General features: G+C 47.1%; 16 protein-coding genes and 4 pseudogenes. 17 read left to right on the plus strand and 3 right to left on the minus strand.

The window, feature by feature from the left end; translation table 11 throughout:
* The first annotated feature begins 96 nt into the window (after positions 1-96).
* On the plus strand, positions 97-1,545 hold the full coding sequence (gene thiI / locus AAHA39_RS00650) for a tRNA uracil 4-sulfurtransferase ThiI (protein ID WP_320655850.1): 1,449 nt from the start codon (positions 97-99) through the stop codon (positions 1,543-1,545).
* Between the two features lie 74 nt (positions 1,546-1,619).
* On the opposite strand, the gene AAHA39_RS00655 is transcribed toward thiI, so the two are convergent.
* Both AAHA39_RS00655 and AAHA39_RS00660 read right to left on the minus strand, forming a co-directional pair.
* A complete protein-coding gene (locus AAHA39_RS00655) occupies positions 1,620-2,012 on the minus strand; it encodes a hypothetical protein (RefSeq protein ID WP_041209924.1) in 393 nt (130 codons plus the stop codon).
* Between the two features lie 92 nt (positions 2,013-2,104).
* On the minus strand, positions 2,105-2,740 hold the full coding sequence (locus AAHA39_RS00660) for a trimeric intracellular cation channel family protein (protein ID WP_041209925.1): 636 nt from the start codon (positions 2,738-2,740) through the stop codon (positions 2,105-2,107).
* Positions 2,741-3,122: 382 nt separating this feature from the next.
* On the opposite strand from AAHA39_RS00660, the gene AAHA39_RS00665 reads away from it, so the two are divergent.
* From AAHA39_RS00665 to AAHA39_RS00740, 16 genes and pseudogenes are all read left to right on the plus strand, one after another.
* Positions 3,123-3,968, plus strand: a complete 846-nt coding sequence (locus AAHA39_RS00665) for a flagellin N-terminal helical domain-containing protein (protein WP_080938189.1) — start codon at positions 3,123-3,125, stop codon at positions 3,966-3,968.
* 775 nt (positions 3,969-4,743) lie between these two features.
* Positions 4,744-5,586 (plus strand): flagellin N-terminal helical domain-containing protein, encoded by an 843-nt coding sequence (locus AAHA39_RS00670; protein WP_320655849.1) that lies wholly within the window; start codon positions 4,744-4,746, stop codon positions 5,584-5,586.
* A gap of 88 nt (positions 5,587-5,674) precedes the next feature.
* Positions 5,675-6,235 (plus strand): annotated as a pseudogene (locus AAHA39_RS00675) (IS481 family transposase); the annotation flags it as partial.
* A gap of 69 nt (positions 6,236-6,304) precedes the next feature.
* A pseudogene (locus AAHA39_RS00680) lies at positions 6,305-7,262 on the plus strand (IS3 family transposase); the annotation flags it as partial.
* A 214-nt stretch (positions 7,263-7,476) separates the two neighbouring features.
* Positions 7,477-8,460 carry an IS110 family transposase gene (locus AAHA39_RS00685; RefSeq protein ID WP_320655848.1) on the plus strand — a complete coding sequence of 328 codons (984 nt, stop codon included), beginning with the start codon at positions 7,477-7,479 and terminating at the stop codon, positions 8,458-8,460.
* Between the two features lie 83 nt (positions 8,461-8,543).
* Positions 8,544-8,747 (plus strand): annotated as a pseudogene (locus AAHA39_RS00690) (integrase core domain-containing protein); the annotation flags it as partial.
* A gap of 126 nt (positions 8,748-8,873) precedes the next feature.
* Positions 8,874-9,726, plus strand: a pseudogene (locus AAHA39_RS00695) (IS5 family transposase); the annotation flags it as partial.
* 300 nt (positions 9,727-10,026) lie between these two features.
* Positions 10,027-10,983 (plus strand): IS5 family transposase, encoded by a 957-nt coding sequence (locus AAHA39_RS00700; RefSeq protein WP_320655847.1) that lies wholly within the window; start codon positions 10,027-10,029, stop codon positions 10,981-10,983.
* A gap of 273 nt (positions 10,984-11,256) precedes the next feature.
* Positions 11,257-12,099 (plus strand): flagellin N-terminal helical domain-containing protein, encoded by an 843-nt coding sequence (locus tag AAHA39_RS00705; protein ID WP_201915497.1) that lies wholly within the window; start codon positions 11,257-11,259, stop codon positions 12,097-12,099.
* Between the two features lie 28 nt (positions 12,100-12,127).
* Complete coding sequence (locus AAHA39_RS00710) at positions 12,128-12,559, plus strand: flagellar protein FlaG (RefSeq protein ID WP_203976698.1); 432 nt, start codon at positions 12,128-12,130, stop codon at positions 12,557-12,559.
* Positions 12,560-12,577: 18 nt separating this feature from the next.
* The gene (gene fliD, locus AAHA39_RS00715) at positions 12,578-13,969 is read left to right on the plus strand and encodes a flagellar filament capping protein FliD (protein WP_320655846.1); all 1,392 of its coding nucleotides are present in this window, start codon (positions 12,578-12,580) and stop codon (positions 13,967-13,969) included.
* A gap of 31 nt (positions 13,970-14,000) precedes the next feature.
* Positions 14,001-14,429 (plus strand): flagellar export chaperone FliS, encoded by a 429-nt coding sequence (fliS, locus tag AAHA39_RS00720; protein WP_201915506.1) that lies wholly within the window; start codon positions 14,001-14,003, stop codon positions 14,427-14,429.
* Positions 14,422-14,730 carry a hypothetical protein gene (locus tag AAHA39_RS00725; RefSeq protein WP_342689984.1) on the plus strand — a complete coding sequence of 103 codons (309 nt, stop codon included), beginning with the start codon at positions 14,422-14,424 and terminating at the stop codon, positions 14,728-14,730. Before fliS ends, AAHA39_RS00725 begins: the two co-directional genes overlap by 8 nt.
* Before the next feature lie 7 nt (positions 14,731-14,737).
* Complete coding sequence (locus AAHA39_RS00730; RefSeq protein ID WP_342689985.1) at positions 14,738-16,834, plus strand: motility associated factor glycosyltransferase family protein; 2,097 nt, start codon at positions 14,738-14,740, stop codon at positions 16,832-16,834.
* 16 nt (positions 16,835-16,850) lie between these two features.
* Entirely contained in the window at positions 16,851-17,525 is a 675-nt protein-coding gene (locus AAHA39_RS00735) for a class I SAM-dependent methyltransferase (protein WP_320545941.1), read from the plus strand.
* On the plus strand, positions 17,522-18,496 hold the full coding sequence (locus AAHA39_RS00740; RefSeq protein WP_320657419.1) for a hypothetical protein: 975 nt from the start codon (positions 17,522-17,524) through the stop codon (positions 18,494-18,496). Before AAHA39_RS00735 ends, AAHA39_RS00740 begins: the two co-directional genes overlap by 4 nt.
* A gap of 36 nt (positions 18,497-18,532) precedes the next feature.
* Here the strand turns inward: AAHA39_RS00740 and pseI are convergent, their stop codons facing one another.
* Positions 18,533-19,582 carry a pseudaminic acid synthase gene (gene pseI, locus AAHA39_RS00745; RefSeq protein ID WP_320545943.1) on the minus strand — a complete coding sequence of 350 codons (1,050 nt, stop codon included), beginning with the start codon at positions 19,580-19,582 and terminating at the stop codon, positions 18,533-18,535.
* Positions 19,583-19,594 lie beyond the last annotated feature (12 nt).

A 19,594-nucleotide genomic window follows, 5' to 3' on the forward strand; every position in this document is an offset into this window, starting at 1 on the left:
GTGGGGGAATGTGAGCAAACGCTCATCCAGTAGGCGCTGGCCACAAAGTTCTGATATAATTCGCGCCCTTAAATCAAGGTCACCCGAGTCATTACCATGAAGTTCATTATCAAGCTGTTCCCGGAAATCACCATCAAAAGCAAGTCGGTTCGCCAGCGCTTTATCAAGATCCTGCAGGGCAATATCCGCAACGTCCTGCGCCGCTTCGACGACGATGCCCGCGTACGGATGGATTGGGACAAGCTGATAGTGAGCTCCCGCAATGACCAGTTCCGCGAGCAGGCTATCGAAGCTTTGGCCTGTATTCCCGGCATTCAGGCCTTCCTCGAGGTTCAAGCCAGCAAGTTCACCGATCTGCACGACATCTTCGAGCAGGTGAAAGCTGTGTGGGGCGACCAGCTCAAGGGCAAAACCTTCTGCGTGCGCGCCAAGCGCCACGGCAAGCACGAGTTCTCCTCTCTCGAGATTGAGCGCTACGTGGGCGGTGGTTTGAACCAGCACTGTGAAAGCAACGGCGTGCGCCTCAAGAATCCGGATGTGAAGATCAACCTCGAGATCGATGGCGAAGAGCTCTTCATCGTCAGCGCCATCCATCAGGGCCTGAGCGGCATGCCCATCGCCACTCAGGAAGATGTGCTGAGCCTCATCTCCGGCGGTTTTGACTCCGGTGTGGCGTCGTTCCAGTTCATCAAGCGCGGCTGCCGGGTACACTACTGCTTCTTCAATCTGGGCGGTGCAGCTCATGAGATCGGCGTCAAGCAGGTGGCCTATCACCTGTGGAACCGCTTCGGCTCCTCCCACCGGGTACGTTTCACCGCGGTGGACTTCGAGCCGGTGGTCGCCGAGATCCTCGAGAAGATCGACAACGGTCAGATGGGGGTGGTGCTCAAGCGGATGATGATGCGTGCTGCCGCCAAGGTGGCTGACGAGTTCCAGATCCCGGCGCTGGTGACCGGCGAGTGTGTGGGTCAGGTATCCAGCCAGACCCTCACCAACCTGAACGTCATCGACCGGGTGACCGACAAGGTGATCCTGCGCCCGCTCATCACCTGGGACAAGCCGGACATCATCAGTGAAGCCCGCCGCATCGGCACTCTGGAGTTTGCCGAGACCATGCCGGAGTATTGTGGTGTCATCTCCAAGAAGCCGACCGTGAAGGCCGATCTGGCGCGCATTGAAGAGGAAGAGGGCAACTTCGACTTCGCCATTCTGGACAAGGTTGTGGCCGAGGCCCGTTACCTCGATATCCGCCGTATCGGTGAAGAGACCGCCGCCGAGGTGCAGGAAGTGGAGACTACCGCCGAGAGCGGTGACAACGAGGTGATCCTCGATATCCGCTCCATGGACGAGCACGACGAGAAGCCATTGCTGGTGGAAGGGCGTGAGGTCATGCATATCCCCTTCTTCAAGCTGGCTACCGTCTTTGGCGATCTGCCCAAGGAGAAGACCTACCTGCTCTACTGTGATCGCGGCGTGATGAGCAAGCTGCAGGCGCTTTACCTGAAAGAGAAAGGCTTTGCCAACGTCAAAGTTTACCGTCCGTAATTTGACGCTCAATCTCCCATAAAAAATCCGGCCAATGTGCCGGATTTTTTTATTTCACCAGTTTGTCATGCCCATCAGGGGCAGGGGACCGGGGTGAAAGAATCTTGTCCCTGACAGCGCCAGCCCATCTCGGCTTCTCGCATCTGCCAGAGATTATTGCTGCGATAGAGGGTCAGGATATAGAGCATGTCACTGTGGGCGCCATCCAGTGCGACAGAGAGCACCAGATCGTTATCCAGCTGCTGGGCGTGGATACGACTGGTCATGTCGCCATGGCCGACAAAGCGCAACGCCACTTCCCGATAATCATTGACCCAGCCTTGCTGCTCGTTGCTGGCCTGACGTATTACCTGATTGAACTGCTGTACTGGTGCCGAGGCCAATCGACCAAACACCGCCTGTGCCTCGGCATGAAGTGCCGTCACGCTGGTGAGAAAGAGCGTGGCGAACATTCCGATCTTTTGCATGAGAAGTTCCGGCTAACAACAACTGTGTTGTATGACAACAGAAAAGCGCGTTTGGTTCAACGCGAAGCCCCGCACACTGTGCGGGGCTTCCCTCAATTGCTGCGCTGTAGCGAGAAGGTGGGCAGGGAGAGATGCCAATAAATGGCAGCAACCCGCAGGCCAAATACGGCGCTCATGCAGATAAGCATGGCGGTGACCCGATCCATATCGGCCTCCAGTGCCAGCGTGTAGAGAATGCCGCCGAGGATACAGGCGGTGGCATAGATCTCTTTTTGCAGCACCATAGGCACTTCCCGGGCCAGTACATCGCGGATCATGCCGCCAGCTACCCCGGTCATGGTGCCCATCAACACAGCGATTAGCCCCGAAGTACCAAAATTGAGGGCTTTCTGGGCGCCGATCACCGTAAAGAGGGCGAGCCCAAAGGCATCCGCTACCGGCAAGACATACCAGGGCATGCGTCGCGGCAGTTTGACCATCCACATACCAATGAGTGCCGTTGCAATGACCACCCAGATGTAGAGAGGGTCACGAACCCAAAACACAGGGGTAGCCCCCAAGATCATATCGCGAATGGTACCGCCACCGATGGCTGTGACTGCCGCCAAAACCATGACGCCAAATCCGTCCATCCTGAGCCGGCCCGCCACCAGAACCCCTGAAAACGCGAATACCGCAGTACCAAACATGTCGCTGATGTAAACAAGCTGCTCAACCACTGTCTGCATGGAAACAACTCACGTCAAATTGTTGATGGGGCGGCGATTTTAGGGGCTGGCGGCGTCAACCGCCAAGATGCCATCGACAAAATTGCGAGTCTGCCCCGATTTTTTTCCTCTTCCTGGAACCGTCGGTGTCGTATGGGTTGCTTGTGGTGCTGCGAGGGGCGCTTTGATACAGGCCTTCCCATCTTCACTGAAGTGGCGATTTTTTTCTTAAGTTAATCGATGACATGCCGATAAATAGGGTAAGCGGCGTTAATGCGATGAAGCGTTGAAAAAAATGCTAAAGACATCGAAAAACGAGCCGTTAAATAAGACGCATCGGGCACGAAACATAATAAAGCTCGAGCAAATAGAAGAGTAAATTTAATAGCTTAGGAGAATGATCATGAGTATGTACGTAAACACCAACGTTTCTAGCATCAATGCCCAACGAAATCTTTACAATACAAATAAAGCCATGGATACTGCCTATTCTCGTTTGGCTTCAGGGCTAAGAATTAATAGTGCTAAAGATGATGCTGCGGGGCTACAGATCTCAAATCGACTGACCTCTCAGGTAAATGGCTTGGATCAAGGCAATCGTAATGCTAATGATGGCATTTCACTTGCACAGACTGCTGAAGGTGCTATGGATGAGATTACTGGCATGCTGCAACGTATTAGAACGTTGAGCCAGCAATCGGCTAATGGCTCCAATAGCACGGCTGATAGGACTGCTATTCAGGCTGAGGTTACTCAACTGAGAACAGAGATTGACCGTGTTGCAACAGATACTACTTTTGGTGGAACCAAATTGTTGGATGGTAGTTATAGCGGCTCATTTCAAGTTGGTGCCGATGCAAATCAGGTCATTAGTTTTACGTTGACGAATTTTTCATTCAAAATGAGTTCTATTGCATCTGCCGCAGGTGTGAGTGAAACGGCTATATCAACAGTAACGACCCAATCTGACTCTCAGGCATTCCTCACTGATATTGATAAACTTATTGCTGCAGTTGATGGTAAACGTGCAAATTTGGGTGCAGTGCAAAATCGAATGGAGTCCACTATTCGAAATCAGTCAAATATCTCGGAAAATTTAAATGCGGCACGTGCTCGAATTCGTGATGCCGATTTTGCGACGGAAACTGCCAACATGACAAAACAAAATATATTACAACAAGCAGCCAGTTCCATTTTGAGTCAGGCAAATCAACGTCCACAGAGTGCTCTGCAGTTACTGAAGGGATGATAAAAGCGAGAGGCGGTTGTTCAGGCCGCCTCTCTGGTGGGTGTAGACGTATCAGAGGGTGTTCGGAATCAGTCTCTAAGTCGTCAACATACCAATTTTTTAACAAAAGGGGTTGTTAGTTTGGTACTGCATCATAATTGATGTGTTATGCATTCTCCTGAGCGTAAGCTCTTTTGGTCGACGTGAGTCGACCTTTTTTATGCATATCTAAAAAAGCATGAAGTATGCCAATCTAGAGTTTATGTGCCTTATATTTTCCAATTTAATTGTATCTATTTGTTTTTTATTGTGTTTTTGTGGGGGGGGTGGGTGAGCCAATAATATGAGGTCAATAAATTGACGTAGCTGTAGCTGAAGTGACTGTTACAAGGAGAGTGTCGCTCAACTTGAACTGCCTCTCTAGCGTTCACTGTTATAAGAAAACGTTACGCAGTACCGCTGCTGTTCTCATGGAAACCTCTCTCTTGTGACCATGGTTGTTGAGTTTGACAATCTTACGGCCTTATGGAAGCAGCTTCTGCTAAGCGAGCCTCTTGATGCGGCAAGAAAATGCCTTAAAGGCAAAAAATTGCCTCAAGTAAACGAAGGGCTTGCCGTTAACAAGAGTAAGAAGCAAATAAGGGTGTTCGGATCTCCTCGATTTTGCTCTTGAAGTGTCAAAGTTATCTTTCACAGGTGTTGAAAAGGGAACTGTTCACTCTCTTTTCTCTGACGTGTTCAACATGTTGAGGCTAATCAAGTCTTAAATCGTGTTGTACTGACTGGAGACGAAATCATGTCAATGTATATCAACACAAACGTATCCTCGCTGAATGCTCAGCGAAACTTGGTCAATACGAACAAGGCGATGGATACATCTTACACTCGGTTAGCTTCTGGTCTTCGTATCAATAGTGCTAAAGATGATGCGGCGGGCTTGCAGATTTCAAACCGATTAACTTCTCAAATCAATGGGTTGGACCAGGGCAATCGAAATGCAAATGACGGTATTTCTTTGGCGCAAACGGCAGAAGGCGCTATGGATGAAGTAACCGGTATGCTGCAACGCATGCGCACACTTGCACAACAGGCTGCGAATGGTTCTAACAGCTCTGCGGATAGGACTGCGATTGGTGCTGAAGTAAGCCAATTGCAAAGTGAGATAAATCGCATCTCAACAGATACTACATTTGGTGGTACAAAGCTATTGGATGGTAACTACCTTGGTACCTTCCAAGTAGGATCTGATGCAAACCAGACAATATCGTTCAGCTTGACAAGTTTTGCTTTTACCTTCAGTGGGATTGCCAGTGCAGCTACTGTCGCGATCTCTGATGTTAACAGCGTAGCGACCCAATCAGAAGCTCAGTCATTCTTGTCAAATATTGACAAGGTGATAGCGCAGGTCGATAGCAAGCGAGCCAACTTGGGGGCAGTCCAAAATCGTCTGGATTCAACGATTCGAAATCAATCCAATATTAGTGAAAACCTGAGTGCTGCTCGTGCGCGTGTTCGTGATGCAGATTTTGCTACAGAAACAGCAAACATGACCAAGCAAAATATCTTGCAGCAGGCTGCATCCAGTATTTTAGCTCAGGCAAACCAGCGTCCTCAAAGTGCACTATCTCTCCTGAGATAAGTAGGACTCCCTGACACCGGCTTCATGCCGGTGTCAGGTGATAACTAGATCTGTACACTACAAAATGCGCTGCAATTACCAGACCGATGGCGCCGAGGGCTTGCTCGACAAATTGCCCGGCTGTAAAGGGGCTCATCCCAACCGGGTCGTGCCCGAGCCCGAGATTGAGCAGGCCATCCTCGATTACTTCCTCACCAGACCAGCCCATGGCCCACTGCGGGTCGTGGCGTATGGCAACGTCACTCGTTGTTCTTCAAACACGGCCGCTGCTTGCGTCTCGAAAAAAACCATCGGGAGCAAACGAGTGAGCTTAACAATGAGTAAATTCGTTTCTGCTACAGCCGCCACGCCAGGGGGCAACTCTACACCAGCAAGCTGCCGGTGACCTCAGTTCATGTGCTCAGCGAAACGGTGCTGCAGTTCTTTGCTGCCCATGCGGCGCGGGTTTATATCATTCTGTCGGACAACGGGCGCGAATTTTGTGGTTGCCCTTACCATCATTCTTACGAGTTGTTCCTGCAACTAGAGAGGGATTGAGCACCGAAAAACCAAGGTGCGCAGGCCGCAGAGCAACGGTTTTCTCGAACGACTGCATCGACACCTCCGTATCAAGAGGAGGTCGACTTGGTATGAGTCGGTGGAGCAGATGCTGTAGTGGTCTAATCATCCCGGACACCCTTTTAGGTGGTACAGTCGCCACCATGACCTGAGGTGTTCAATGACAAGATTACGTCGCTCATTTACTGCCGAATTCAAACTCGACGCCGCATCCCTGGTGCTCGACCAGGGATATTCAGTCCCCGAAGCCAGCCGTTCACTAGACGTCGGTGAAACCGTGCTTCGCCGCAGGGGTCAGCAACTGCAATCCGAACGCAGTGGCACAACCCCAATCAGCAAAGCGCTGACTCCTGAACAGCAGAAAATCCAGGAGCTGGAAGCCCGTATCAATCGACTCTAACGTGAAAAGGACATTCTAAAAAGGCTACTGCTCTCTTGATGGCGGACGAGTTCACACGTGCGCGCTGATAGACCGATTAAGGGAGCAAGCCCCCATCACTCCGGTCTGCTGCGCTTTCGATGTTCCCACCTCCTGTTTTTACGACTATCTGGCTCGCAGGCGGACGATTAACCGTGAGCGCATACGGCAGCGCGGTGAGTTGCGCCGGTTGTTCAAAGCGAGCAGGGACTCGGCAGGCAGCCGCGCCTTGGTGTCGATGATGTGGGAGTTGGGGTATCAGATTGGCCGATTCAAAGTACGTAACCTGATGAAGGAAGCCGGGTTGGCATCCAAACAGCCGGGCGCACACCGTTATAAGGTGGCACAGTCTGAACGACCGGATATTCCCAATCTGCTGGCCCGCGAATTTGATGTCCAGCAACCCTATCAGGTGTGGTGTGGCGATATCACCTACGTCTGGGCCGGTGGTCGCTGGCATTACCTGGCAGCGGTGCTTGACCTGCACACCCGGCGGGTCGTGTGTTGGGCGATGTCTGATAAACCTGATGCAGAATTGGCAATCAAAGCACTGGAGATGGGCGATCAGCAGCGGGGTTGCCCATCCGGTGTGCTATTTCACTCTGACCAGGGCAGCCAATATGGTAGCCAGGCATTTCGGCAACGACTGTGGCGCTATCGCATGACCCAGAGTATGAGTCGGCGTGGCAACTGCTGGGATACTCAGTTCATTATGCTCAAGAACATCAGCCCAATCTGACCCGTGCTGGGATTGGCGAACATAATGCCTTTGCGTTGACCTGTCGGTTGGATGCAGATGTTCCCTGGCATTGCTGGGCCCAGCGTCAGTGACCTAATAGGAGCCTTGTGCTGCATCTTGAGTGTCCTGTCCTGCGTATGGGGTTGGTAGTGCATATTCCTTGGAGGAATGAGCCATGAACAATTCCAGAAACAAAGCTGAAGTTATCCTTGGTGTAGATACACATCTGGATACCCATGTTGGGGTTTTGCTTAACGCACAAGGACATCTGCTGGGATGCTTGATGGTCACGACCAATATCAGCGGATATGAGAGACTCATGACTTGGGCAAACTCTTTCGGATGCTTGAAGAGAGCAGGCGTTGAAGGCACAGGCACGTACGGTGCTGGCTTGGCCTTTGTACTGCGTAAGCATGGTGTCGAGGTCTTCGAAGTTAATCGTCCTGACCGCTCTAAACGCAGGCTCCAGGGGAAATCGGATCCTACCGATGCTGAAAGTGCTGCGCGATCAGTGCTTTCCGGTAGTGCTACCGCGATAGCAAAGACCCAGTCAGGTGCGGCAGAAATGATGCGTGTGGTATCAGTGGCCAGACGCAGCGCCGTCAAAGCCAAAACGCAGGCAATGAATCAACTAAGAGCGCTGCTTGTCAGTGCCCCCCAGGATGTTCGTGAACGGCTCTGGAAGAGCAAACCCGCTGACTGTGCAAAGGGATGTGCACGAGTGAGGTCATTGGGTAGCACAGAATTCCTGCATACGTTAACTACTACCCTGTGCCTGCTGGCCAAGCGTTGGTTGCTATTGGCAGACGAAGTTGAAAAACTTGATGCCATGTTGGATGCCTTGACCCATCAACATGCTCGCCGTCTGCGCGAGCAATTTGGCGTCGGCCCTCAAACCGCAGCGGTGCTGCTGTCAACGGCTGGCGATAACCCGGAAAGGTTAAGAAATGAAGCATCGCTCGCGGCACTTTGTGGGGTTAATCCTTTACCTGCATCCTCGGGAAAGACCGTACGACATCGCGAGGTGGTAAGCGCGCAGCAAACAATGCGTTATGGACGATTGCAATGGTCCGGATGCGGGGAGATCCACAAACCCAATCTTACGTCGCACGACGTAGTGCCCAAGGCTTATCTTCGAAAGAGATCCTGCGTTGTTTGAAGCGCTATATCGTCAGGGAACTCTACCCTTTGCTCTTGGCCGATTTAGCTGACTCAGCGCGAGCTTGTTGACATAGGAGCGTCAACGCTCCGATGGAGCGACTGTTCAGGAGCTTGAAGTCAGAGTGGCTCCCGGTAACGGGATAGATGAACCAGCGGGAAGCGAAGCGGGATATCAGTTATTACTTGATGGATTACTACAACTGGTGGCGTCCACATCAACACAATGATGGGATGCCGCCAGCAAAAGCCGAGATTCGGCCTAACCAAGTGTCCGGATTTAGTTGACCACAACATGCAGACAGAGCTGGACCGCTACCTGGAGCGGCGTTGTTGCCCAAATCGATGCAGCTTAAATGGAACTAACTGAGGGCTCGGTGAGCTGATCACCACCATCCCCTTCAAGTCTGCATCATGGGCACGTCGCTTCATCCCATCACAAACTGGCCTAAATACAACAAGTCTTTGATTAACCGTGGTTCACTCACCTTCTGGGTTGATACCGGGGCCATGAACAACTGGTTTCACCACGACCATCACGGACGGCGGGGCCGCAGCCAGCTCTACACCGACCAGACCATTTGTACCTTCCTGATGCTCAAGGGGATTTTCAACCTCACTCTGCGGGCCACTCAGGGACTACTCGACTCTCTGTTCGAGTTGATGAATGTGCCGTTGTGCGCACCGGACTACAGTTGTGTCAGCAAGCGCGCTCGCACGGTGAAAGTGGCCTATCGACAACCCGCCAAGGGGCGTATCACCGACCTGGTTATCGATTCGACCGGCCTGAAGGTATTTGGTGAAGGCGAGTGGAAGGTCAGAAAACACGGCGCCGAGAAGCGGCGAGTGTGGAGCAAGCTGCATCTTGCGGTAGACCCAGTGACCCACGATATCGTGGCGGCGGAAGTGTCGTTGGAAAATGTCCATGATGCCGAGGTGCTGCCCACCTTGCTCAACCCACTGCGGCGCAAGCTGGGACATGTTTATGCAGACGGCGCCTACGACAGCAAAGCCAGCCATCAGCTTATCTCGCGCAAAGGGGCAACAGCCTGTATCCCGCCTCGTAAGAGCGCGGGGTTATGGAAAAAAGGACACGCAAGAAATGACGCTGTGCTGGTGATGCGCAAAGAAGGACTGGCGCACTGGAAGAAGATATCAGGGTATCACCGTCGCTCGCTGGCAGAGACAGCGATGTATCGGTTCAAACAGTTGCTGGCGGGGAAAATCAGTCTGCGTAACTACCAATGGCCAAGTGGGAGAAGTCATGATTTGCTGGCTGATTTTGGCAATAACGAAACCCTAGCTACTACATCAGGGCAGGATGATGGAGGGACGGCCTCCCTAGCATGTTCGAGAAGAGTCTGAAATTGATACCAAAGGAAGTGCGCACTAAAGTAGCGTAAACAAGACACCAGTTTGAGGCCTGTGTCAGGTGATAACTTGGACTGACCCTGCCTCAGTAGACGATTTTGCCCTAGATCGGCGTTGTTTCCCAAATCGATGCAGCTTGAGGAACTAACTGAGGACTCGGTGATCTGATCACCACCATCCTCTTCAAATCTGCATCATGGGCTCGTCGCTTCACCCCATCACCAACTGGCCTCAATACAACAAGTCTTTGATTAACCGTGGTTCCCTCACCTTCTGGGTTGATGCAGACGCCATGGATAACTGGTTCCACCACGACCATCATGGGCGCCGGGGCCGCAGTCAGCTCTACACCGACCAGACCATCTGTACCTTCCTGATGCTCAAGGGGATTTTTAACCTCACTCTGCGGGCCACTCAGGGACTACTCGACTCCCTGTTCGAGTTGATGAATGTACCGTTGTGCGCACCGGACTACAGCTGTGTCAGCAAGCGGGCCCGCACGGTGACGGTAGCTTATCGACAGCCCCCAGAGGGGCGCATTACCGACTTGGTTATCGACTCAACCGGGCTGAAGGTATTTGGTGAAGGCGAGTGGAAGGTCAGAAAACACGGCTCGGAGAAGCGGCGAGTCTGGCGCAAGTTGCATCTGGCGGTAGACCCGGTGACCCACGATATCGTGGCGGCGGAAGTCTCGCTGGAAAATGTCCATGATGCCGAGGTGTTGCCCACCTTGCTCAACCCTCTGCGGCGCAAACTGGGGCGTGTTTATGCGGATGGAGCCTATGACAGCAAAGCCAGCCATCAGCTTATCTCGCGCAAAGGGGCGACAGCCTGTATCCCGCCTCGCAAGAACGCTGGACTTTGGAAAAAGGGGCACCCAAGAAATGAGGCCGTGCTGGTGATGCGCAAGGAAGGGCTGGCGCACTGGAAGAAGATATCGGGGTATCACCGTCGCTCGCTGGCAGAGACGGCGATTTATCGGTTCAAACAGTTGCTGGCGGGGAAAATCAGTCTGCGTAGCTACAATGGCCAAGTGGGAGAAGTGATGGCGTATGTAAGCGCCATAAACAAACTGAACACTCTTGGTATGCCAGTCAGAAAGCCACGGATGTGGCAGTCACTCGGGACTGGGGAAGTGATGACTGATGGTTGATTTGGGAAACAACTCCCCCTAGATCTGTACAGCCAGCCCGGATGATTAGACCATTACAATCAAAATATCCTCAAGTTATGTTGAAGTTTGCCGCTAAGGATATGAAGCAAAATTACGGGTGTTCGGATCACTAGGTTTTGCGGATGTACTGGCTCTCATTCCTGTTCAGTTTGGGAGTTACAGTGAGGTCAAATGTCCAATTAACTGGACGTTTGCTACTGCTGGACATGTGCCTATGGGTACTGTCGTCAATAGATCATTGAGAGGGTTGCTATGTCAATGTACATTAACACCAACGTATCTTCGCTGAATGCCCAGCGTAACTTATTGAATACCAATAAGTCTATGGATACATCATATACTCGTTTAGCGTCAGGGCTTCGTATCAATAGTGCGAAAGATGATGCTGCGGGTTTGCAGATCTCCAACCGTTTAACTTCTCAGATTAATGGTCTGGATCAGGGTAACCGTAACGCTAACGACGGTATCTCTCTGGCACAAACGGCCGAAGGGGCAATGGATGAAGTAACCGGTATGTTGCAGCGTATGCGCACACTTGCGCAGCAGGCTGCTAACGGTTCCAACAGCACCGCAGATCGTACCGCTATCGGTGCAGAAGTGACCCAATTGAAGAGTGAGATTGACCGAATTTCCAGCGATACCACTTTCGGTGGTACGAAATTACTGGATGGAAACTATGCCGGTACCTTCCAAGTGGGGGCGGATGCAAATCAGACAATAGGGTTTAGCCTGACTGGCTTTTCATTCAAATTTACAGCAATTGCAACGGCTTCTGGTCTCACTGAAACGGGGACTAGTTCGGTTGCAACCCAGTCAGATGCGCAAGCATTTTTGGGTGATATTGATAAACTGATTGCGACCGTTGATGGAAAGCGAGCAAATCTGGGTGCGGTTCAGAATCGATTGGATTCAACGATTCGAAATCAATCCAATATTGGTGAAAACTTGAATGCTGCCCGTGCCCGTGTTCGTGATGCCGATTTTGCTACCGAAACGGCAAACATGACCAAGCAAAATATCTTGCAGCAGGCTGCATCCAGTATCTTGGCGCAAGCAAATCAGCGCCCTCAATCAGCTCTTTCTCTGTTGCGCTAAGCCAGGGAGGGAGCTTTAGGAGGTTGACATGTCGATAGAGATCAGTGGATTAGGTCCTACTGTAACCTCCTCATTGACCTCAAGGGAGGTGGGGAAGTCAGAGACTCAAATTCAGACAGGCACTAGCGATACCTCGATGATGAAGCAACATGCAGACAATGCAGCCTCTAACGAGGCTGCATCTCCTGTTGATAAACAGAAGATTGAAGAACTGGAAAAACAGGTACAAGAATTGCAAGATGCTATGAGTTTAAAAGGATGGGCGATAAATTTTTCTGTAGACAAAGATCTATCGCAAACAATCATCAAGGTCATGGATGCAGAAACGAAAACCATGATACGGCAAATTCCGAGTGAGGAGTGGGTATCAATAGCTAAGCGTTTACGCGAATACAGTGATGACATGGGTGGTAAAACCAAACAAGTTGTTGCTGGTTTGTTACTGGATAACCGGATTTAGAATTGGTGGGAGGGTTTTATGGCCATTACAGCCGCGGGAGCAGGCTCCAATTTACCATTAGAAGATATTATCAAGGCTAGCTTGGATGCAAAGAGAACCCAGTTTGAGAGCCGTATATTAAAGCAGGAAACAACGTTAAAGACTTCGTTATCGGGTGTTGGGCAGCTTAAATCAGCGTTGTCTGAGTTCACAAAACTATCAAAAGAGCTGGCAAAAGCTGATGCTTTTAACCTTCGTACTATAAATATCACTCAATCAAAAGACAATCCAGTATTAAAAGTTGAAGGGCAGCTTGGTGCTTCCAATGGTAATTATGACATCATTGTCAACAATTTGGCGTCAGGATCAAAATTTGAATCTAAACCGGGAGCGTTTTCATCATCCAGCCAAGTTATTGCAACAGCTGACGGCCAGTTGACGTTTTCTGCAGGGGCAGACAAGAGTTTTACAGTTGATGTGAAAGCTGGTGATACCTTGAATGATCTAAGGGGAAAAATCAACACAAATGGAAAAAATTTTGGTCTAAGTACCAATATTGTAAACCAGGGGGGAGAGTCAAAATTAATATTTGACTCATCAGTAACCGGCACTGGTAATGACTTAACTATTTCTGCATCTACTCCTGAGTTAAAAATATTCGATACAAGTGACACCTCTTCTAAGCTAGCCTCAACGAAGACTGCCATTGATGCATCTGTTTCTATTGATGGAGTGACAGTTTCTAATAAAACAAATATATTAGATAATGTTATTCAAGGTATGAAAGTTACCTTGTTGAGAGAAAGTGACAAAGATAGCAGCGCTAAACCGATTGCTAATAAGGTTGCTATTACCACAGATACAAAAGGTATAAAAGATAAAATTCAGTCTTTTATAACAGCCTATAATACATTGTCGGATACTTTCTCTGCACTTGGCAAGCGACCAACAATTGTTGCAGGTAAACGAAATGATGATGGAGGTTTGTTAGCTGGAGACTCAACCCTCCGTTCAATAAGCGACTTTATGTTTTCTACCCTTTCAAGTGCTAATACTGGGGGGGGGGCAATTAATAATGTTTTTGATATGGGAATCAAGGTCGATAATAAAGGTAAGCTTTCTATTGACTCAGTTAAGCTTGATTCAGCATTAAATAATAACTTTGACCAAGTAGGAGCATTATTTAGTGGTGAAAATGGCATTGCGGCAAAAATGACTAAAGAACTTGAGGAGTATACCCGTACAGGTGGGCGTCTTGCGCAACGTGAAGATGTGTTAAATGTTGATATGAGAGATATCAAAAATAAGCGTTCCACCTTCGAAGATAGTATGGTCGTATATGAAAAATCACTACGTAAAAAGTATGGTGATCTCGATGTTCTTGTTACTAAATTGAATAAATCAGCCGCATCTCTCTCTATGTTGCAGTAAATAATGAATGACGGTCTAAGAGGTATTAGTTATGTATAATAAGAGTGTCAGAGCATACAAGTCAGAAAGTCTGGAGTCTCAACTGTCTGTTGCTGATCCTCATCGTGTTATACAGCTTATGATGCAAGGTGTATTAGAAAAAATTGCGTTGGCTAAAGGTGCAATTTTAAGACAAGACCTTGAAAAGAAGTCACATCATATATCGTCAGCTATGGCTATCATAAATGGTTTAATTGACTCTTTAGATCCAGCAGCAGGAAAGATATCAGAAGATCTTTTTTCAATTTATGATTATATGAAAGACCTGTTACTGACGGCCAGTTTGAAACTCGATGTTACGCCACTGGATGAGGTTACTGAACTCATGTTAATAATCAAGTCTGGATGGGATCAGATATCTGATGAAGATAAGGCAAAGGGATATGCTGAGAGAAGTAATCGAGGGGGGATAAGTGTCTAATTTTAAAGAGCAGTTAGATAATTTACTAAATTTGTCACAGGACATATGTAATGCGTTGGATGAAGATGATATAGCATTAGCCACTGAGTTTGATAGAATAAGACAGGCGGTTATCGAGTTTTTATTATCTAATCCAGAGGCAAAAAGTAAATTTAATAAAGATGTTGTTAATGAAGCTATTGATTTAAATGAGAAAGCCATAAACATTGCAATAAAGAAAAGAGATATTGTCGCCTCTGAGTTATCTGACTTAATAAGCACAAACAAGGCAATTAAGCATTACTCTGATAATAAAGGATAACTTGATAATGGATTTAAATAAAGCATTAAGTGACGCTGAACACCAACTCAACCGCTTGTCAAAACAAGCCATGGAGGAAAAAGCCATGGCTGAAGTCCTCCCTATTAGATATGCCAATAACATGGAGGCTTTTAAAAAATATATCCCAAACATTTATGATACTTTTTTAAATTATTCGCCCCAAAAAGGATTTCGTTTTTTTTGCAGTGAAAATGGTGAGCCAAATGTGGCATGGAAGGATACTAATGTATCGATATATGGTGATAGCCCATTCTCTTACTGTGAAAATCAAATTAAGCAAGTGTTGGCCCAAAATGATTTCTTTAATATTAACTTCTCAGTTGAAAATAATAACTCAGGGTTTATCCACGTTAAGCATCTCAATCGTCTTTCAGAAATAAAAGATGATTGTGATGCACGTTTGAACATGTTTAAAGGTATTCGTTCTGAAGTGCCTTTTATGTTGATGTTCGGGTGTGGTTTGGGGTATCAGTTAGGTTATTTATATCAGGCTTGCAATATCTCTAACCTATTTTTGTTTGAGCCAGACATGGATTTGTTTTATGCATCAATTTACTGTTTTGATTGGGCACCGCTGCTGGAACACTTAAATGAAAACAATCTTGGTTTTCACATTTTTCTAGGTGTGGACAAAGAAAATATAATGACAGATCTGCTTTCTGCATTATACAGTAGAGGCTCATTTCTTGCGTCAAGTGGAATGGCATTTTGGCATTATCCATCTGATGATATATTTTCACTTATAGATCTTGTGAGAAGAGAATTTCATCAACTAACAACCGGTTGGGGTTTTTTTGATGACAACATGATGGGGATTTCACACTGTGTTGGAAATTTATCAAAAAAAGTCCCATTTCTAAAGAAAAGTGAAAAACTTGATAGCACATTAGCTGAAATTCCCATATTTATTATTGCGAATGGCCCATCACTTGATTCTTGTATTGAATTTATTAAGTCCAATAGAAAGAAAGCAATTTATGTATCATGTGGTAGTACTATCACAGCCTTACTGAAAGCAGGTATTAAACCTGATGTTCATGTAGAGACAGAAAGGACAAAGCTGACACCTGATTTTTTTGAAATGATGAATGCGAGAGAATACCTTAAAGATATTTTCTTTTTTGGTACAGATGTATTACATCCGGACACGACAGATTTTTTCAATGATGCAGGTTTATGTTTTAAATCTGATGAGCCTAGCGGTTTGTTGTGTTACAACAATATAGTTATAAGTCGTGATTGGGTTCATTTGGAAGGGGTTAATCCTACTGTAGGAAACATTGGTGTTGCTTTTGCTTGTGCGGTTGGATTTAAAAATATTTATCTTTTTGGTCTCGATAATGGATATCGTGATAGCTCATATCACCACTCAAAGATGAGTGTGTATTTTAATGACGATGGCCATGATATTGAGGATGTAACAGCCTTAGTTGTCAGTTGTTCTGATCCTGTTGTAGAGGGTAATTTTGGCGGAGTAGTTCGTTCTCCATTTATTTATAACTCGTCACGCAGGATAATAGAGTTAGTGCTCGGAAAATATAACGATATTTCATGCGTTAATTGCAGTGATGGTGCAAAAATATCTGGGGCAAAATCACTCCATCATGAGGAATTGCACTTTTCTTATGAGGTTGACCATCACAAAGTGATGTCATCAGTCAAAAAAATGTTTAGTCCAATTCCCATCGATGCACAAACAATAGAATTGTATTTGGACTATGATTTTTTCACATCGTTAATTGATCTTATTATAGCTGATTGGCAACGGCCATTAACCACTCGCCATGAAGTTATAATGAGAATGATGCACCATTTTAGCTATTTGGATGCAGTGAGTCAGTCAAGGCAAAGACATATTTACAAAGTGCTTGTAGGCTCAATGAATTATATGTATTCCATACTCAATGTCATTACTTATCGATATGAAAATGACAACGAAACCCTGCAAGCATTAAGTGCCGCAATTGATGTTGTTAAGGATTATTTGTGCGAAATGAAGACGTTGTATCCTCAAGCAACTAAAATGACTGATAATATTGAACATCAGGTCCTTGATCTTTTTAGAGCGTCAAAAAATAAATAAACAAGAGTGATTGAGAATGAATTACTTTGAAGATCTTTATCAAACTATGGGGATAGCCTCTCAGCGGAGATATCCCAATGAGAGTTTGATTGGTTTTATGGCAAAAAATTTTTTTGTTCTTTCTCAATCAGAGCGAAGCCAATGTCACGTCCTTGAACTTGGTTGTGGTAGTGGCGCTAATATTTGGATGTTAGCCCGTGAAGGATTTGATGTTTGGGGGCTTGATTCGTCTCCGAAAGGCATAGAGCTATGTCAACAAGTATTGAATTCTTGGCATGTGCATGCTCATCTAGATGTTGGCGACATGACTGTACTTCCTTATCGCCCTGAATATTTTGATGCGATTGTTGACGTTGTATCAATGCAGCATTTAACCCTGCTGCAGCATCGTGCAGCTCTTGCTGAAATTTATCGTTGTCTAAAGCCTGGTGGTAGGGTATTTTCTTATCATTTAGGTAAGGGATCTTCCGTTTGTCAGAGTGATAGCGTTGAATGGTGTGATGAAATATCTATAGCGGATATCCCTATAGGATATCCATTGGCCGGTAATGGGCTGACCTCGTTTTTAGATGTTTCAATAGTACATGATTTATATGAAAACTTCACAAATTTGGAAATAGAAATGATTAGGCGTAATTATTCTTCAAGCAATGAAGTTGTTGAATATATTGTTATCAGTGCCCAAAAATGAAGATAGTAACTCTGTCTGACCCTCTCTTTGCGCAACTCTATCGTTGTCGTTTACTGGAATTAGGAGGTCTCTCTACCCCAGGACATATAGATTATTATCGTTGTTATTATGAGGCTGATTTTACAGACCTTTCTTTTGGTGTATCTTATCCAGAAGGGGAAATAATTTGTCTGCTTACTCGTCATGAAGTTAATGGCTTGGCACATTATGGTTGGTATGGGCAACCAGCAAGGCTACTTTGCCAAGGAGATGGAGAAAAAAAGCGCCAAGCAGAACTGATTGTGCAGGCTCATTTTATCTCCTTATTACAAGGAGGAGGGGTAGTTGATTTTCAGGAGTTTTCAAGTGAGACGAGCATTATTTCTAAAGCTCTACTATCTATGGGAGTATCACCAAGAGTTTTTTTTGAACAAGTAATCAGGTTGACTGCCAATACCACCATGTTATCGAATATGCGTAAAGTTTTTCGCCAGAATATTAACTGGGGAACTCATAATCTGGAGTGCAAGATTATTGATAAAGACTGTGTAACCGAGGCTTATTTCCAGAGGTTCGAAGAATTTCATATTGCAGTTTCAGGTAGGCGAACCCGAAGCCATGATTCTTGGGTAGAACAGATGAGGTTGGTACAGACTGGAGAAAACTTTCTTGTTGTTAGTCATTTAAATGAAACGCTGGTTGGCATGTCTTTGTTTGCAGCATCAGGGAAACGTGCCTATTACTCTGTCGGTGTGTATGAGCGAGAACTGTTTCACTTCCCTCTTTCTCATTACCCAATTTGGCTAGGTATTTTGCACTCCAGAGATATGGGGTGTGTTGAATTTAGTATGGGGGAGAGTGTTTATAATAATGTGATTAACTCTCTTGGCCATTTATCGACAGAGAAGGAGTGCAATATTAGTCACTTCAAGCGAGGATTTGGTGGGGAAATCAGGTCGTCATTACGTTTTTATGGTGATTTGAAAATTTAAAACAGTCATTGGCTTATATGTGCCAATGACTGTTTTTTATAAAAAAATATCTTCAAGACTGACGGCTTGGCCGCGATGAATATCTTGGCGGGTTTTCTTACCCAATATTTGTGGCAATGCTTCAGGGGGCAACCCATAACCTGGCCGGATCCGCCGGATATGTTCCGGCTTTATGGTGGTGCCCGCAGGGATGTCGGTAACAAAATACAAAGAACGACGAAATCTCAGGTTTGCCTGTTCAGCCTGGTTGTCACCACTTTCTCCTGACCCCAACGCTTGCCAGCAGAGCTTTGCTTGGCTGCAGAGCTCTTTAAGTTCACGTGGTTCAAGTGAGAACTCGGCATCCGGGCCGCCATCAGAGCGAGCCAAGGTCAGGTGTTTTTCGATGGCCACAGCGCCCAATGCTATTGCCAGCTGAGCTGCGGTATTTCCTAGCGTGTGATCAGATAGACCAACGGGGACTGAAAATGTTTCTGCCAAGCGGGTGATCCGCTTGAGATTGATATCTGCAAGAGGGGTTGGGTAGCCACTGACACAATGAAGCAGCAGGATCTGTGGGCAACCATTTTCACGCAAAATGGTCAGAGCCTTGGCAATTTCAGTTTCAGTCGACATGCCAGACGAGATAATGACCGGCTTTCCTTGCTGAGCTATGTAGCTGAGCAGGGGCAGGTCGGTAATTTCGAATGAGGCAATTTTGTATGCGGGAGTACCCAGCTCCTCCAAAAAATCAACTGCACTCTCGTCGAACGGAGTGGAAAAAATAGTCAACCCGCGTGACTTGGCTCGTTCAAAGAGAGGTCGGTGCCATTCCCACGGAGTATGGGCCAGGGTGTAGAGATCGTAAAGGGTATGGCCATCCCATAAACCGCCCTGAATATGAAAATCTGGTAGATCACAGTCGATTGTCATGGTGTCTGCGGTATAGGTCTGCAGCTTGATAGCATCAGCACCCGCATCGGCAGCCGCATCTACCAGCGCAAGTGCCCTCTCCAGCTGGCCATTATGGTTGCCGGAGAGTTCGGCAATTATATAGGGGGGGGTATCTGGACCGATTATACGTCCATTGATTGTAAATTCATTCATAATTTTAATTAA

Origin of the sequence: Aeromonas sp. SE22 (genome assembly GCF_038739755.1) — a bacterium.
GTDB lineage: Bacteria > Pseudomonadota > Gammaproteobacteria > Enterobacterales > Aeromonadaceae > Aeromonas > Aeromonas jandaei.

Excerpts from the sequence above, each read along its gene's own strand:
- thiI (WP_320655850.1), top strand. The coding sequence starts at position 97 with ATGAAGTTCATTATCAAGCTGTTCCCGGAAATCACCATCAAAAGCAAG.
- AAHA39_RS00655 (WP_041209924.1), bottom strand. The coding sequence starts at position 2,012 with ATGCAAAAGATCGGAATGTTCGCCACGCTCTTTCTCACCAGCGTGACG.
- AAHA39_RS00660 (WP_041209925.1), bottom strand. The coding sequence starts at position 2,740 with ATGCAGACAGTGGTTGAGCAGCTTGTTTACATCAGCGACATGTTTGGT.
- AAHA39_RS00665 (WP_080938189.1), top strand. The coding sequence starts at position 3,123 with ATGAGTATGTACGTAAACACCAACGTTTCTAGCATCAATGCCCAACGA.
- AAHA39_RS00670 (WP_320655849.1), top strand. The coding sequence starts at position 4,744 with ATGTCAATGTATATCAACACAAACGTATCCTCGCTGAATGCTCAGCGA.
- AAHA39_RS00685 (WP_320655848.1), top strand. The coding sequence starts at position 7,477 with ATGAACAATTCCAGAAACAAAGCTGAAGTTATCCTTGGTGTAGATACA.
- AAHA39_RS00700 (WP_320655847.1), top strand. The coding sequence starts at position 10,027 with ATGGGCTCGTCGCTTCACCCCATCACCAACTGGCCTCAATACAACAAG.
- AAHA39_RS00705 (WP_201915497.1), top strand. The coding sequence starts at position 11,257 with ATGTCAATGTACATTAACACCAACGTATCTTCGCTGAATGCCCAGCGT.
- AAHA39_RS00710 (WP_203976698.1), top strand. The coding sequence starts at position 12,128 with ATGTCGATAGAGATCAGTGGATTAGGTCCTACTGTAACCTCCTCATTG.
- fliD (WP_320655846.1), top strand. The coding sequence starts at position 12,578 with ATGGCCATTACAGCCGCGGGAGCAGGCTCCAATTTACCATTAGAAGAT.
- fliS (WP_201915506.1), top strand. The coding sequence starts at position 14,001 with ATGTATAATAAGAGTGTCAGAGCATACAAGTCAGAAAGTCTGGAGTCT.
- AAHA39_RS00730 (WP_342689985.1), top strand. The coding sequence starts at position 14,738 with ATGGATTTAAATAAAGCATTAAGTGACGCTGAACACCAACTCAACCGC.
- AAHA39_RS00735 (WP_320545941.1), top strand. The coding sequence starts at position 16,851 with ATGAATTACTTTGAAGATCTTTATCAAACTATGGGGATAGCCTCTCAG.
- AAHA39_RS00740 (WP_320657419.1), top strand. The coding sequence starts at position 17,522 with ATGAAGATAGTAACTCTGTCTGACCCTCTCTTTGCGCAACTCTATCGT.
- pseI (WP_320545943.1), bottom strand. The coding sequence starts at position 19,582 with ATGAATGAATTTACAATCAATGGACGTATAATCGGTCCAGATACCCCC.